The sequence below is a fragment of the Shinella granuli genome (assembly GCF_004341885.1).
GTDB classification, from domain to species: Bacteria; Pseudomonadota; Alphaproteobacteria; order Rhizobiales; family Rhizobiaceae; genus Shinella; species Shinella granuli.
This window is the reverse complement of sequence record NZ_SLVX01000002.1, coordinates 399,098-414,189: the sequence shown is the minus strand read 5'-3', so window position 1 is coordinate 414,189 and position 15,092 is coordinate 399,098. Positions and strand designations below refer to the sequence as shown.

The window sequence follows — 15,092 nt, the reverse complement described above, 5'->3', positions numbered from 1 at the left end:
GCTACCGTTCCCCATCGGTCACAATCACAACAGGGGAACGACCATGAAGACAATGCTGCTCGCGCTGGCTCTCGCAGGCTCCACGCTGCTTTCCGGCCCGGCTTTCGCTGAGACGCTGAAGATCGGCACGGAAGGCGCCTACCCGCCCTTCAACTTCCAGGATTCCGCGGGAAAACTCGGCGGCTTCGACGTTGAGATCGGCCTTGCGCTCTGCGAGAAGATGGAGGTCGAGTGCGAGGTGGTCGCGCAGGACTGGGACGGCATCATTCCCGGCCTCGTCGCCAAGAAGTACGACATGATCATCGCCTCGATGTTCATCACCGAGGAGCGCAAGAAGCAGGTCAACTTCACCGATCCCTACTATCTCGCCGCCATGACCCATGCCGCGCCGAAGGGCGCCGGCATCACCGACTTCACCAATGAAGGCATGAAGGGCAAGACGATCGGCGCCCAGTCCGGCACCACGCAGGCCGATTTTGCCGCCGCCGTCTATCCGGATGCGGACATCAAGCTCTACCCGACGCAGGACGAGGTGAACCTCGACATGGCGAACGGCCGCCTCGACCTGCAGGTCGGCGACATGATCCCGCTGCTCGACTGGGTCACCAAGAACGACGACGGCAAGGCCTGCTGTGAACTGATCGGCGAGCCGATCACCGATCCGAAATTCGTCGGCGACGGCGTCGGCATCGCCGTGCGCCAGGAAGACAACGACCTGCGCGAGAAGCTGAATGCCGCGCTGAAGGCGATCCGCGAGGATGGCACCTACCAGAAGATCAACGACAAATACTTCTCCATCGACATCTATACGATGAAGTAATCCCCCGACCCGATCATCCACAGCCGCGGGGGCCGCGTGGGTCCTCCGGTTGAATTCGCGGATGACGCGAGTGGTCGGGGTAATGTTGCGATCAAATCGAGGCGGCTTCGGCCGCCTTTCACCTGCCCGGGCTCAGGGATGGAAGCGGGTGCGGTTTTCACTGCGCACACCCTCGATGGGCCGCGTGAAGAAGGCCTCGCCTCTACCCTCGCTGTCAAGGCTGACCAGAAACGGGTGTGGGTCCAGCGCCCGCCGCGGGCGAAACTCCATGCGCGCCTCCACGCCGGCTGCCAGGAGCTCGTCGAGATAGGCTCCCGCGAGGCCGCTGGTGCTAAACCGTTCCCGCATAACGCATTTCCCCCTCTTTCGGCGACCGGAATGCGCCAGGCTCCTTTTTGGTTCCGCGAAAAACGGCGCGCGCGGATCACATTTCGGGCCACGCCATCCCGCCGCCTCTTGCCTTTCCCGACACCCTGGCCGTAGCTACGCGCATGCCGATCAACCGCCTCGAACGCTTCGCGCACAATCTCGACTGGAACCTCCTGCGTACCTTCGTGGTCGTGGTGGAGGAAGGCTCGATCACGCGGGCGGCGAACCGGCTGCTGCTGCAGCAGCCGGCCGTCAGCATGGCGCTGAAGCGGCTGGAGCAGTCGGTCGGCCACCGGCTGATCGACCGCAGCCCCGGCCGCTTCGAGCTGACGGAGGCCGGCGAGCGGCTGCATGCGCTCTGCCACGACATCTTCACCGCCATCGTGCGCCTGCCCGAGGCCATGCAGCCTTCCGGCGAGGATATTTCCGGCCACATCACCCTCCATTCCGTCAGCCATGCCATGAACCCGGCCTGGGACCGGGCGATCGCCGAGTTCTTCCGGCTGCATCCGCGCGTCACCATGGGTGTGACGATCGAGACGACGACGGACGTCATCCGCTCGGTGGAACGGGGCGTCGCGACGCTCGGCCTTTCCGACGGCATCATTCCGGAAGGGCTGGAGAAGACGCCCTTCTGCTACGAGCGCTACGCGCTCTATTGCGGCCGCGGGCACCGGTTGTTCGGCGTGCGGGATGCCCGGCTGGAGGACCTGCGGGGCGAGCCCTATGTCAGCTTCCTCGCCGACGTGCTCGGCGGGCCGCATATGGGGCCGGTGACGGCCGTGCGCGCCATCGGCTCCTTCGGCCAGCAGGTACGGGCGCTGGCCTTCAACGTGGAAGAGGTGTTGCGGCTGGTGGTGGCCAATGCCGGCATCGGCATGCTGCCGGTGCACCTCACCGGCGCGGCGCTGGCGGCCGGCGAGCTCTGGCAGTTGCCGCCCTATGACGACCTGCCGGTGACCGAGACCTTCCGCATCACCAATCCCGGTTCGGCGCTCAACCCGGCCGAACGCGCCTTCCTCGCCCATATGGCGGATGTGCCGCCCTGGCGCTGGGGCGAATGACATCAATCCTGATGATACCGACCTTCATCTCTATAAATTTGAAGAATGCCAACGGCTTGCTTAGGCAGGAGGAAGACGTTCATAGCGGAGGCAGGCCATGCGGACAATCGACATCGCGATCATCGGCGGCGGCATTGCCGGCCTTTCGCTCGCCTATTTCCTGAGCCCGCACCGCTCCGTCGTCGTGCTGGAGCAGGAGGGCGCGCTCGGCTATCACAGCACCGGCCGGTCGGCGGCGGAATTCACGCTGCGCGACAATGCACCACCGGTGAATGCGCTTGCCCGCGCCAGCCATGATTTCCTGATGCGGCCGCCGGAGGGGTTTGCCGCCGTGCCGCTGCTCATCGAACGGGGCAGCATCATCCTCGGCACGGCGGAGAAGGCGGCGCTGGTGCGCGAGCGCTTCGAAGCCGCCCAAGCCCTCGGCGTGGCGGTGGAATGGCTGGACGAGGCCGCGATGCTCGCCCGTGCGCCGATGCTGGACCCGGCCTATGCGGCCGCCGCCTATTTCGACCCCGACTACTGGGATATCGAGGTGGACGCCCTGCTGCAGGCCTATGCCCGCCATGCCCGCCGTCATGGCGCGCAGATCCTCGAAGGCCGGGCATTCTCCGGCGCCCGGCGGGACGCAGGCGCATGGCGGATCGAAGCCGGCGACGAGACGATCTCCGCCGGCATGCTGGTGAACGCGGCCGGTGGCTGGGCGGATACGGTCGCGACGCTTTCCGGCGTCAGACCCGTCGGCATCGTGCCACACCGCCGCACGGCCATCACCGTCGATCTGCCCGACGGCATCGATGCGAGCCGCCTGCCGGAGATCAACGAGGTCGAGGAGCTGTTCTACTTCAAGCCGGAAGGGGGCCGCCTGCTGGCCTCGCCCGCCGATGCGACGCCCTGCGAGCCGGCGGACGTGCAGCCGGAAGAGCTCGACGTCGCCTATGCCGCCCATTATGTCGAGGAGGCGACGACGCTCGCGGTGCGCCGCGTCTTCAGGAGCTGGGCCGGCATGCGCAGCTTTTCCGCGGACCGCCTGCCCGTCATCGGCCCGGCCAGGGACGAGCCGTCCTTCTTCTGGCTCGCCGGCCAGGGCGGTTACGGCATCCTGACGTCACCCGCCCTCGGCAGCCTTTCCGCCGCCCTCCTCACCGCAAGCCCGGTGCCCGAACCGCTCGCCCGCGAAGGCATAACGGCGGAAACCTTCAGTCCCCACCGCTTCTCCTGAGACGAAACGGGCGCCGCAAGGGCGCCCGTTCGTTTTCATGCTTCCGTTGCCGGTGTCGTCGCCGCGCCGCCCGCCCGCGCTGTGTCGCGATCCTTCCACCAGCGGCTGAGGAAGAGCAGGATCGGACCGCCGATATAAATCGACGAGGTCGTGGCGACGACCACGCCGAACAGCATCGGCCAGGCGAAGGGTTTCACCGTGTCGCCGCCCCAGATCGCCATCGGCAGCAGCGAGGCCGCGACGGCGACGGAGGTGAAGATGCATCGCATGACAACCTGGTTGATCGACAGGTCGATGAGGTCCGAGAAGGGCATCGACTTGTACTTGCGCAGGTTCTCGCGCATGCGGTCGTACACCACCACCTTGTCGTTGACGGAATAGCCGATCAGCGTCAGCACGGCGGCGATGGCCGTCAGGTTGAAGTCGATCTGCATCAGCGCGAAGAAACCGACCATCTTGGTGATGTCGAGGATCAGCGTCGCGATGGCGCCCACGGCGAAGTGCCATTCGAAGCGCCACCAGATGTAGATCAGGATCGCCAGCATGCCGAGGCCGACGGCCAGGAAGCCGGACCGGGCAAGCTCGGTGCTGACGGTCGGGCCGACCACTTCGGTGCGCTCGAAATTGGCGTCCGGGATCACTTCGGCAACGCCGTCGCGGACCTGCTGGAGGGCTGCGGTCTGCGCCTCTTCGCCGCCCGGCTGGCGCTGGACGCGCACGAGGACGGACGTGCCCTGGCCGAACTCCTGCAGGGCCACTTCACCGAGGTTGAGGCCTTCCATCTTCTCGCGCAGCGGGGCGAGGTCGATCGGCGTCTTGGACGTCGCCTCGACCTGGATGCCGCCGACGAAGTCGATGCCGTAGTTGAGGCCCGGCGTGAAGAACAGGATGACCGAGCTGATCGAGATGAAGGCCGACATGGCGATGGCGATGTAGCGGCCACGCATGAAGGAGAAGCTCGGAATGCTCCAGACCTTGCCGAAGATCGAGTGGATGTCGATCCGCTTCATCTTGCGGCGGATCACCACCTCGCGCATCAAGAGGCGCACGAAGGTGATCGAGGTGAACATCGAGATCGCCAGGCCGATGATCATGGTGATGGCGAAGCCGCGCACCGGGCCGGAGCCGAACATGAAGAGCAGGATCATGCCGACCATGGTCGTCATGTTGCCGTCGACGATGGTCGCATAGGCCTTGTTGAAGCCGACGTCGAGCGCCTTCATGGCCCCCGCCCCGGCCGCCGTCTCCTCTCGGATACGGGCGTTGATCAGGATGTTGGCGTCAACGGCCATGCCGATGCCGAGGATGATGCCGGCGATGCCGGGCAAGGTGAGCGTCGAGCCGAGCAGGCCGAGCGTGCCGATGGTCAGTACCGTGTGCAGCACGAGGCCGAGATTGGCGATGAGGCCCCAGGAACCGTAGAGCACCTGCATCAGCACGACGACGGCGGCAAGACCGGCAAGGCCGGTATAGAGGCCCATGCGGATCGAGTCGGAGCCGAGGTTCGGGCCGACGGTGCGCTCCTCGATGATGGTGAGCGGAGCGGGCAGCGCGCCGGAGCGCAGCAGCGCCGAGAGAACGGTGGCTTCCTGCGGGTTGAAATTGCCGGAGATCTGGCCCTGGCCGCCGATGATCGGCTCGCGGATGACCGGCGCCGTCAGCACCTTGCCGTCGAGCACGATGGCGAAGGGTTTACCGACATTCGCCTGGGTGATTTCTGCGAACTGGCGCGCGCCCGTCGAATCGAAGCTGAACGAGACGATCGGCTCGTTCGTGCGCTGGTCGAAGCCGGCCTTGGCATCGGCAAGGCGATCGCCCGAGATGGCGACGCGCTCTTCCACGGCATATTTGCCGGGGTCATTGGCGCCGGGCAAGATCATCACGCCGCGCGGGGCGACGCCGTTCGGGTCCACGGTCTGGTCGACCATGTGGAAGCTCATCTGCGCGGTCGAGCCGAGCAACTGGCGCAGGCGCGTCGGGTCCTGCAGGCCGGGAAGCTGCACGAGGATGCGGTCGCCGCCGACGCGCTGGATCAGCGGTTCGGCAACGCCCACCTGGTCGACGCGGCGGCGGATGATCTCAAGGCTCTGCTCGACGGCGGCGGACATGCGCTCGTTGATGCCGGCTTCCGTCAGCGTGACGTTGATCAGATTGCCGCTGGTCGCCACATCGATATCGGCGCTGCCGGCGGAAAAGCCGAGCGTCGTCGTCGGCGTCGCCAGCTTGCGCACTTCCGGCAGCACCTTGTCGAGCGTGGCCTGGTCGGGCAGCGTGATCGTCAGCGTCGTGCCGGCGAGGCGGGCGGCGGAGGCGCGCTCGCCGGCCGTGCGCAGGATGGCGCGGGAATCGTTCAGCAGCACGTCCATGCGCGCCTTGCGTAGCGCTGCGGAATCGACCTCCAGCACGAGATGCGAGCCGCCCTTCAGGTCGAGGCCGAGGGTGACGGGATTGGCGGGCAGGTAGCGCCCGAATTTCGCCTGCTGCTCAGGCGTCAGCACGTTGGGCACGGCCGCGAGCACCCCGAAGAGGATGATCGCGATATAGACCAACAATGCCCATTTGGAGGTTTTCATGGGTCTTTTCCATCTAGACTGCCGGACGGGCGCGACGTGAAGCCGGCGCCGTCCGCGGGAATCGGAATTTCGAATGAATGGCGCGGCGTGCAAGGACGCCACAGGGCCTCAGGCGGAAAGCGCCGGGGGCGCACGACTGCGGAAGGATGCCGGGCCCAGGCGGGCGGGCGCCGCATCGTCGACAGCGGCAAAGACCACCGCGGCGGCGGTCTCGAAGGGATAGAGCACGACACCGGCGCCCGAGGCGAGCGCCTTGCCGGCGGCATCGCCCTCCGGCAGGCCGCTCTTGGCCTTGGCGACCCGCCGCTCGGCATGGCCGCTTGCCGGGAGCCACATCTCGTCGCCGGAGGCCGAGAGCGGCGACGGCGCAACGCCGCCTTCGGCGGCGGCCCGCGGCGGATGGCCGGCGCCGTTCGCACTATCGGGCAGGGAAAACTGCGACAGGAACAGGGTGACGAGCAGCACGAGGAAGCCGACGGGCGCAAAACCCCGCTCCCAGATCGTCGCTTCTCTGCCGGTCCTCAACGTCATACCCGTCCGTTTCTTCAGGGCGGAGCGCCGCGCGAAGCAGGCTTCGCAGCAATGCCGATGGGGCGCCAAGAACCACTTACCATCGGCCAAGTCAAGTTTTGACGCCAACGCTTCCTTTACGCTTTAACGTTTCAGGCCTCACAATTCATGGATCGTGACGTCGGGGCAGGCCTTTTTCGCGAGATCGCAGAGATGCTCGTGATGGGTGAGGTAGATCACCTGCCCGCCCGTCGCCATCGCCCCCATCACCGTCAGGGCATTGAGCGCACGCCGGTCGTCGAAGGTCTCCATGATGTCGTCGGCGATGAAGGGCACGATCTCGCGGCTGGCGGCGATCTCGTGGTAGCCCGCCACGCGTAGCGCCAGATAGAGCTGGAAGCGCGTGCCCTTGGACAGATCCTTCGCCAGCTTCGAGCCGCCGGACGCGGCATTGACGACGAGATATTCGCTGTCCTTTTCGAGGATCGTCGAAAGGCCGGTATATTCGCCCGCCGTGATGTCGCGGAAGGTCCGGGACGCGCGCTCCATCATCGCGCTGCGGTGACGCTCGCGGTAGAGCCGCAGCGCCTGTTCGGCCGCCAGGATGCCGGCGCGCGTCGCCAGATAGCGCCGCGACTTCTCGGCAAGGTCGATCAGCACCGTGCGGCGCCGCTCCTCCAGCACCGCCGCCGCGTCGCTGCCGGCGACCTTCGCCAGCGCCTCCTCCGCCCGCGCCCGCAGCAGGTGCTGTTCCTGCACCGCGCGGTCGAGCTCTTCCAGCCGTGCGGAGAGGTCGTCCTTCTCCGCGGCAAGCTGGTCGTCGTCGACCGCCGAGAGCAGCGCCTCGGCCTCCTCGACCGTTTCCGTGCGCAGTTGCTGGGCAAGGTCGCGCCCGACATCGTGGACGCGCGCCAGGATCTCGTCGCGCTTGCGGTAGGCGTCGAGCATGAGGTCCGCCTCCGCGAGCGTGTCGCAGCCGAGGACGGCATAGACCTCCGAAAGCCGTGCGACGAGCACCGCGCGGCGCTCGTCCAGCGCCCTCTCCTCCTCGTCAAGGCGCAGCACTGCCTTGTCGATCGCCTCACGCCGCTGGCGCACCGCCGTTGCCGCAGCGCGCCGCCGGCCGAAAGCCGCGACGGTGGAAAGCGGGTCCTCGGCGTCGAACGGCTCGGCAAGACGCTCGGCAAGACGGCGGGCATGGCCGGCGTAATCCTGCTGGTCGCGGCGCATGCCGGCGATCCGGTGATCGAACTCCCCGCGTCGTTCGACATTCTGGGCGAGCGCTTGCAACGCCGGAAGGAAGGCGGCGATGCGGTCCAGGGCGACGGGTGCCTCCTGCCTTGCGAGCCAGGTGCCGGCGATGTCCCGGTCCCATGCCGCCTGCCATGCCGCAAGCGCCGCCGTGGCGTCTTCCGCGGCCTTGCCGCGCATATCCGCATCGGCCTTCAGCCGGGCAAGCTGCGCGGCCGCGGCAAGCCGCCGGGCTTCCGTCGCCTTCCATGTTTCCAGCCGGTCCTCGGCAAGGAACAACGCCTCCTCGAACGGGCCATCCTCGGCCGGCGCTTCGCCAAGCAGCGCCGCCAGCCGCGCCAGCACGTCGCGCCTCTCCCTGTCGACGAGATCGGCTTCGACCGTGCGCTGCGCGAGCCTGCCAAGCGCGTCCAGCACCGCCGTCCGTCGCTCCAGCCAGCCGGCAACGTCTGCCAGCGCCGTTCCTTCGGGCAGGCCGAGGCTCCCGGCAAGCGAGGATACCTGCGCTTCGATGGCCGCCCGCGCCTCTGCCAGACGCGTCACCTCACCGCGCAGGGTTTCCAGCCGCGCCATGCCTTCCGCGACCGTCCGTTCCAGAAGGCGCAGGTCCGAAAGGCGGTCGGCATTGCGCAGGCGCGCATCCGAAGCCCGGTCGTCGTCGCGCATGGCCTGCTCGAAGGCGGCGGCGGAAGCCCTGTCGAGAATCCCGAGATGCGTCTGCCAGGCCGTTTCGCGCACCGCCCGCAGATGGCTCGCCTGCTCTTCGCCGGCGGCGCCGGTCGCCTTTTGCAGCGCCGCGAGCGTCGCGCGGGCGGAGGCGACGTCCAGTTCCAGCGCGGCAACCTGCTCCCGTTGACGATGCAGGGCCTCGTCGGCCGCGTCGTATCGTTTGCGCAGGCCTTCGATTTCGGCCGGCGGCGGAACCGCCATGCCCTCGAGTGCCGCTGCGGTGCCGGACCAGGGGACGAGGCGGGCCATGGCGCCATCGGCATCCTGCCGTGCCAGCGCGACGAGGCGCCGGGCCTCGCGAAGGCGCGCAGAAAGATCGCCGGACCGGGCGGTGCGCAGGGCGGCAGCGAGCCTTGATTGCAGTGCCGCATCCGCCTGCGCATCCTCCTCGGAAACGCTACCGGACCCCTCGCCGGCGGCAGCGAGCGCCCGCTCGGCCTCGGCACGTTCGCGAAGCGCCGTCTCGGCGCGTTCGGCAAGGGTCGCGCGCCGCGACAGAAGGGATGAAAGCTTTTCGCCAAGCCCGGGAGGAAGCAGGATGCCGGCCAGGTCGGCATCCGCGGGCAGCCCGAGCGCGGCGAGGTTCGCCCCGATGGAAACGGCGACCCGCTCCCGCTCCGCCTCGCGGGAGGCAAGATCCATCGCCGCCGTGCGGAACCGGGCTTCGAGCGCGGAACCGGCCAGGGCCGTGATATCGGCCTCCGCGGCCAGCACAGCCTCGTCCTCGGGCAGCGCCGCCAGCTCCTCGGCAAGATGCAGGCGCTCCGCCTCCATGCGCGCGGCGCGGGCGGCGATTTCCGCCTCCTCGCGCGCCAGTTCGCCGGAAAGCGACCGCCAGCCGGCCGGCGGCGATTCGCCGAGGTCGAAGGCGCCGAGTTCGGCGCGCAGCGCCCGCAGGCGCCTGAGGTAGGGCAGCGCGGAGAGGCTGCGCTCGACCTGCGCCAGCGCGGCGCGCACCTCGGTCCGGGCGGCGGTCATCTCGCCGTGCCGCCCGGCGGCGGCATCGCGCTCGCGCACCAGCAGGCCGTAGTCGCGGGCGGCGACGTCGAGCGCCTTGCGCTCGGCCGCCAGTGCCTCGATATCCGCCTTGAGGGCCGAAAGCCCGTGCTTGCGGCCGGAGGGGCGGTAGAATTCGTCGGCCTCTGCCTTCAGCGCCGCAAGGCCCGTGGCCATGTCGGAAAGGCCGGAGCTGGCGGAAAAGAGCATCGCCCCGAGCTCGCCCTCGCTCTTCAGGATGTCCTCGCCGCCCTTCTCGATGCTCTCGTCGTCGAGCGAGAACATGGTGCGGTAGGCATTGCGGTCCATGCCGCCGAGCACGGCGGCAAAGAGCGTCTCCGGCAGGGGCCGGTCGTCGGCGGAAACGAGCGAGGCCTGGTTGCGCTTCAGGCGATAGGCCTCGTGACGCTCGGCCCCGACGGAGAACTGCCCGCCGACGCGCATCAGGGCATAGGGATGCAGGAAGCCGTAGGCGCTGGATTTCTCGATGCCGAAGAGCAGATCGAGATAGGCGGAGAAGAGCGTCGACTTGCCCGCCTCGTTGGGGCCGTAGACGAGATGGAAATCCGGCTTGCCCGGCATGGCCGTGCCGAAATCGAGGCTGCGGTCGGTGAATTTCCCGTAACGGACGAGGTCCAGGCGATCGAGACGCATCGGCTATGCCCCCGCGTTTTCGCCGCCGAGGCGGGCAAGGACGGCATCGGCGCCCTGGAGGGCGAGGTCGTGGAGCAGGGCTTCTTCCGCCGCCTCGTCCGCCGCCAGCAGGCCGCGCGCCTCCTTGGGGAGCTGGCGCAGGAGATCGGCCAGCGTCTCGCGCAGTTCCTCCCGGTAGGCGTGGTTGCCGACGACATCCTCGCGCACCAGGCGCGACAGCTCGGCGAGCGGGCCGGCATCGGCGCCCGCCGCCGCCAGCGGCGCGGAGACGGCAAGCTCCACCGCCTCGATCCAGCATTCGCCGAGCGAAGCGGCAAGGTTCTGCAATTCGGCGGTCAAGAGGTCCTCGTCGCGGCGCAGGCGCCAGGCGAGCGGCGTGGCGCCGGCAAGGGCGAGGCGCGCGACGAGATGGGCGCCGCCCGCCTCCGCCCGCGCCTCTGCCAGCACGGCTTCGGCGCGGTCGAGCATGCCATGCCAGTCGTCGATGCCGGAGAGATCAATGGAAAGCCGCTCGAACAGCGCGACGGCAACCGGATGCGCAGCGCAGGTGATCGTGCCGTCGTCCTCCACGGTGGCGAGCGTCACGCCCTTCGGCCCGCCCTCGTTGATGTCGCGGCCCTGCGGATTGCCGGGCATGACGATCCACGGCTTTTCGAGATGCACCCGGCGCTGGTGGATATGGCCGAGCGCCCAGTAGTCGAAGCCGTGCGCGGCAAGATCGGCTATGCCGACGGGCGCATAGGGATCGTGGCGGCTCGCGCCGGCAAGGCTGGTGTGCATGAGGCCAATATTGACGGCGTCCGGCACCGGTGCGCGGAAGCCCGGCAGCAGCGAGGCCGGGGCATGGGGATGGGCAAAGCTGATGCCGTGCACGTGGATTTCACGGCCGCTCGCCAATATGCCCGCCCTCACCGGCTTCCCGCGGCCGTCGAAGACGTGCACGTTCGGCGGAAAGGTCAGTTCGCGGGTGATCTGCGACTGGGCGTCGTGATTGCCGCGAATGAGGAAGACGCGGATGCCGGCCGCCTCCAGCCGGCGCATCTGCTCCATCAGGAAGAGCGCCGTCGCCATGGAGGTCTGCGAGCCGTCGTAGAGATCGCCGGCGATGATGAGCGCGTCGACGGCCTCCGTGATCGCAAGATCGACGATGCGCTCCAGCGCCTTGCGCGTCGCCCCGCGCACCAGTTCGCCAAGCTCGGCATTGCGCAAAGCGAGCGATGTCAGGGGCGAATCGAGATGGAGATCGGCGGTGTGGATGAAGCGGAACGACATGGTCGGACAATCGCTTTCCCCTTCCGCCGGGTCAATGCTTGGCGCTTCCTCGACAGGGTTATGCAGGAGAGAAATCGTCCCGCCCGGAAAAATCCGGAAAAGGGCGGAAATAACGTCGCTTGCCTGACCGTTCGCATTTACAGAGATCGTTCAATATATATGATCAAATTATCCGAAAAACTTCGTGATCATTTGACATGGTCCCTCATAATACCTATATTTCCCCTCATGAGTAGCACGATAGAAATCTCCCAGGGCATGTTCAAACTCTACCATCAGGTGAGTCGCCTGGTGAACGAGTGCATGATGGACGAAGGCGTGTCGCTTGCCCGCAGCAAGTTCCTGCTTCTTCTGGAATGTCAGGGCCCGCAGCGCTCGACGGACATCGCCTGCGCGCTCGGTTTCGCGCCCCGCACGGTGACGGAAGCGATCGACGGGCTGGAGCGCGACAAGCTCGTCAAGCGCGAGCCGGACCCGAAGGACCGCCGTGCCAAGATCGTCTCGATCACGGATATGGGCCGCACGGTGATCTCCGCCGCCCAGCAGCCGCAGCACAAGACGATCGAGGCGATCTTCGCGGTGCTGACCGAAGACCAGAAGCAGCACCTCAAGGAAATCGTCCGCTGCCTCAGCGAGAAGACCGAAGAATTGCAGCGGGAACGGGACAAGGCCGAGAGCGGCAGCGATACGGCGCCCGTGCGACCCTTGCGCGCCATCGGCTGAGCCGGGCGGCAATGACGAACAAAAAGGCCGGGATCCTGCGATCCCGGCCTTTTTCGTTTGAAGCGTTCGGCAGCCGGCTCCTCGTCCCGCTGCCTTCTCCCCGCAGGCGGGGGAGAAGGTTGGAGCAACGAGCCGTGACGCGGCCAGCTTACATGGCGTTCATCGGGCCGATGCCGAAGAACAGCGTCTCGCCGGAGGAATCGTCGACGCCGTCATTGTCGGTCACGACGAAGCCGTTGCCGGCGGCGTCGATGGCAAAACCTTCGACCTTGTCGACGACGAAACCGTTGGTGGCGGCCTTGAGGTCCGGGATGAGGTCGCGAACCTCTTCCTTCCTGACGACGGGCAGTTCGCCGCCGAGCGCGGCCGGCTTCAGGTCCGCGAGCGCCACGCGGTAGAGCTTCTTCAGCCTGGCGGCCTGGCCGATCAGGTTGTCACGCTCGATGATGTAGGCATGGTCGCCGTGGACGGTGATTTCGGAAAGGCCGACCCAGCCGCTTTCCGTCTTTTCGAGCGGGTAGCGCACGGCGCCCCATTCCTTCGAGGAGGGCTTGTAGGAGACGAGCTTCACGAAACCCTTCTCGTCGTCGCCCCATTCGCGCTGCATGGCCATCCACAGCACCTTGTCATCGCCTTCGCCGACACTGGTGATGCCTTCAAAGCCGAACCGCGTCTCGCCGGCGCGCAGCGCGGCGGGAATGGCGATTTCCTTCTGGATCTCGCCCTTTTCGTCCACATGGAGGATGGCGTGGCTGACGAGCTTGTCGGCATCGCCTTCATTGGCGAGCCAGAAGCCGCCTTCACCATCCGGCGTCAGGCCTTCGCTATCGAGCTTCTGGGCGGCAGCGCCGCCCCGGGTGATGCGCAGCGCATCGACGATCCTCGCCGGCTTCGCGGTGGCGTCGATCGTGAAGATCGTCGGCTGCAAGGCGTAGAAGGAATCGTTGACGGCATAGAGCATGCCCGGCTTGTCCTTGACCGGGGCGAGACCCGAGAGGGCGCCGAAGCCGATCAGTTCGCCGTCCTTGTCGTTGGAGACGATCTGCGGATAGGCAGCCTCCCCTTCCGCACGCTCGTAGATCATGACGTGCGAACGGGCGCCGCCGCCCTCGACGAGGTCGGTTTCGTTGGCGGTCACGAAGAGGTTGCGGCTAGGGATCGCGACGGCGCCTTCCGGGCCGACGCCCGAGGGCAGCAACTGGAGAAGCTCGGGCTCGCCGCCGGTATCCTTGTAGACGCCGACGATCGAAGCACGCTCGGCCAGAACGAAGAACAGGTTGTCGTCGCCGAATTTCGCGGCTTCCATGCCTTCCGGCTCGATGCCCTTCTTGTTGCGCTTGTCCGGGTAGTGGCCGATCCTGGCGATCTCGCGCTCGAAGCCGGCGCCGTTCTCGTAGAGAACCTTGCCCTGCTTGTCGAAGATGGTGAAGCCGCGCGCGCCGCCCTTCCAGTCGCCTTCATTGGCGACGACCAGTCGGTTGTCGTCCAGCCACTTCACGGCGTCGGGCTCGCGGGCGACATCCTTCATCTCGCCGGTGAACTTGAGCGCGCCGTCCTTCTTCGTGTCGATGCCTTCGAGGCTGACCGTGCCGGCGGAGAAATGGTTCTTCACCGTGCCCGTCTTGCCGTCGATGATGACGATGTGGTTGTTTTCCTGCAGCGTCAGGGCCACTTCGTCGAGGCTGTTGAAGTCGACGAACTCCGGTTCCGGGTCGTCGCCGGCGACATCGGCAAGGCCGGTCAGCGTGACGTGCTTGATCGAGCCGCAATCGACGATGCCGTCCTTGAGGGAGAGCAGCACGAGATCGCCGGCCGGCATCTGCGGGATGGCGCCGTCATTGACCTCCTCGTCGCGCTCGTTCTCGATGGCGATGGCGGCGATCGTCCTGTCCTTGTTGAGGGCGATCGAATCCGGCTGGCCGCCGAGATCGCAGGTCGCATCGATGGCCTTGGAGGCAAGATCGACCTGGGCGAGGACGCCCGACGGCTTCACGAAGCTCTCGCGCGTGTTGATCGCGACGAGCGCCTTGCCGGCCGCGATGGTGACCGAGGTCGGCTCGCCCTCGAAGGAAAGGGAGCCGCCGGCCTTCGGGGCCTTGGCGTCCGATATGTCGATGAAGCCGATCGCCTTGTTCGGGCTGTCGGAATAGACGAGCGTGTTGCCGTCTTCGGAAGCGGTGATGATTTCGGACGAGGTCGGCGTCGCCTTGTCCACGCCCTCGGGCAGGTTGTCGGCGACGGCGAAGGACGCAATACGATTGAATACAGGCTCGGCGCTGGCGGCGGAAGCCACCGATGCGGCGAGAACCGCGGCGAGCGCGGCGGTGATCGAACGGGTTTTCATGAAATCCTCCGGGATCCGGTCAAAAGGAACCCGGCGGTTCTGAGGCTTTCCTGTTACAGGCAGATGACAATTCGGCAACAGGCGGAGCCCTTCCCCCATGCAAATAAAAGGGGGCCCGGAAGAACCGGACCCCGACCCTGAACTTCAGGTTTGGCGGCGGAGTGGATAACCGCTCTGCCCGAACCAAGGATCAGCCGTTGACGGCGTCCTTCAGGCCCTTGCCGGCCGAGAACTTCGGCACGTTGCGTGCCGGAATCTCGATCTCGGCGCCGGTCGAGAGGTTGCGGCCCTTCGAAGCTTCACGGCGCGATACGGAGAAATTGCCGAAACCGACGAGACGAACGTCGCCGCCGTTCTTGAGTTCGCCCTGGATCGTCTCGAAAACGGCGTCGACAGCAGATGCTGCGTCCGTCTTGGAGAGGCCAGACTTCTCAGCCACTGCGGATACGAGTTCATTCTTGTTCATGTTTCCACCCCTTTCATACGGTTTGAAACGACTCATACAAGTCGGGGGCAGAATACGCATCGCCCCTCGCCTCGCAAGAAAATTTCGCCGCAAAACCCT

At 66.8% G+C, this 15,092-nt stretch carries 11 protein-coding genes; 4 read left to right on the top strand and 7 right to left on the bottom strand.

Annotation, left to right across the window (positions count from 1 at the left end):
• The first annotated feature begins 43 nt into the window (after window positions 1–43).
• A complete protein-coding gene (locus EV665_RS05205; protein WP_133033319.1) occupies window positions 44–820 on the top strand; it encodes an ABC transporter substrate-binding protein in 777 nt (258 codons plus the stop codon).
• A 132-nt stretch (window positions 821–952) separates the two neighbouring features.
• On the opposite strand, the gene EV665_RS05200 is transcribed toward EV665_RS05205, so the two are convergent.
• Window positions 953–1,168 carry a hypothetical protein gene (locus tag EV665_RS05200; RefSeq protein WP_133033318.1) on the bottom strand — a complete coding sequence of 72 codons (216 nt, stop codon included), beginning with the start codon at window positions 1,166–1,168 and terminating at the stop codon, window positions 953–955.
• Between the two features lie 143 nt (window positions 1,169–1,311).
• Here EV665_RS05200 and EV665_RS05195 point away from each other — a divergent pair, with 143 nt between their 5' ends.
• Together EV665_RS05195 and EV665_RS05190 are read left to right on the top strand one after the other, a co-directional pair.
• Window positions 1,312–2,253 carry a LysR family transcriptional regulator gene (locus tag EV665_RS05195; RefSeq protein WP_133033317.1) on the top strand — a complete coding sequence of 314 codons (942 nt, stop codon included), beginning with the start codon at window positions 1,312–1,314 and terminating at the stop codon, window positions 2,251–2,253.
• Window positions 2,254–2,350: 97 nt separating this feature from the next.
• The gene (locus EV665_RS05190; RefSeq protein ID WP_133033316.1) at window positions 2,351–3,475 is read left to right on the top strand and encodes an NAD(P)/FAD-dependent oxidoreductase; all 1,125 of its coding nucleotides are present in this window, start codon (window positions 2,351–2,353) and stop codon (window positions 3,473–3,475) included.
• A 35-nt stretch (window positions 3,476–3,510) separates the two neighbouring features.
• Here the strand turns inward: EV665_RS05190 and secD are convergent, their stop codons facing one another.
• The 4 genes from secD to EV665_RS05170 form a co-directional block, all read right to left on the bottom strand.
• Entirely contained in the window at window positions 3,511–6,048 is a 2,538-nt protein-coding gene (gene secD, locus EV665_RS05185) for a protein translocase subunit SecD (RefSeq protein WP_133033315.1), read from the bottom strand.
• A gap of 108 nt (window positions 6,049–6,156) precedes the next feature.
• Complete coding sequence (locus tag EV665_RS05180) at window positions 6,157–6,579, bottom strand: hypothetical protein (protein ID WP_133033314.1); 423 nt, start codon at window positions 6,577–6,579, stop codon at window positions 6,157–6,159.
• A 138-nt stretch (window positions 6,580–6,717) separates the two neighbouring features.
• Entirely contained in the window at window positions 6,718–10,188 is a 3,471-nt protein-coding gene (locus EV665_RS05175; protein ID WP_133033313.1) for an ATP-binding protein, read from the bottom strand.
• 3 nt (window positions 10,189–10,191) lie between these two features.
• The gene (locus tag EV665_RS05170) at window positions 10,192–11,460 is read right to left on the bottom strand and encodes a metallophosphoesterase family protein (protein WP_133033312.1); all 1,269 of its coding nucleotides are present in this window, start codon (window positions 11,458–11,460) and stop codon (window positions 10,192–10,194) included.
• Window positions 11,461–11,718: 258 nt separating this feature from the next.
• On the opposite strand from EV665_RS05170, the gene EV665_RS05165 reads away from it, so the two are divergent.
• Entirely contained in the window at window positions 11,719–12,183 is a 465-nt protein-coding gene (locus EV665_RS05165; protein ID WP_245337376.1) for a MarR family winged helix-turn-helix transcriptional regulator, read from the top strand.
• 148 nt (window positions 12,184–12,331) lie between these two features.
• Here the strand turns inward: EV665_RS05165 and EV665_RS05160 are convergent, their stop codons facing one another.
• Both EV665_RS05160 and hupB read right to left on the bottom strand, forming a co-directional pair.
• Window positions 12,332–14,527: an esterase-like activity of phytase family protein gene (locus EV665_RS05160; protein WP_133033311.1), complete on the bottom strand. Its 2,196-nt coding sequence runs from the start codon at window positions 14,525–14,527 to the stop codon at window positions 12,332–12,334.
• Window positions 14,528–14,717: 190 nt separating this feature from the next.
• Complete coding sequence (gene hupB, locus EV665_RS05155; RefSeq protein WP_023516583.1) at window positions 14,718–14,993, bottom strand: DNA-binding protein HupB; 276 nt, start codon at window positions 14,991–14,993, stop codon at window positions 14,718–14,720.
• Window positions 14,994–15,092 lie beyond the last annotated feature (99 nt).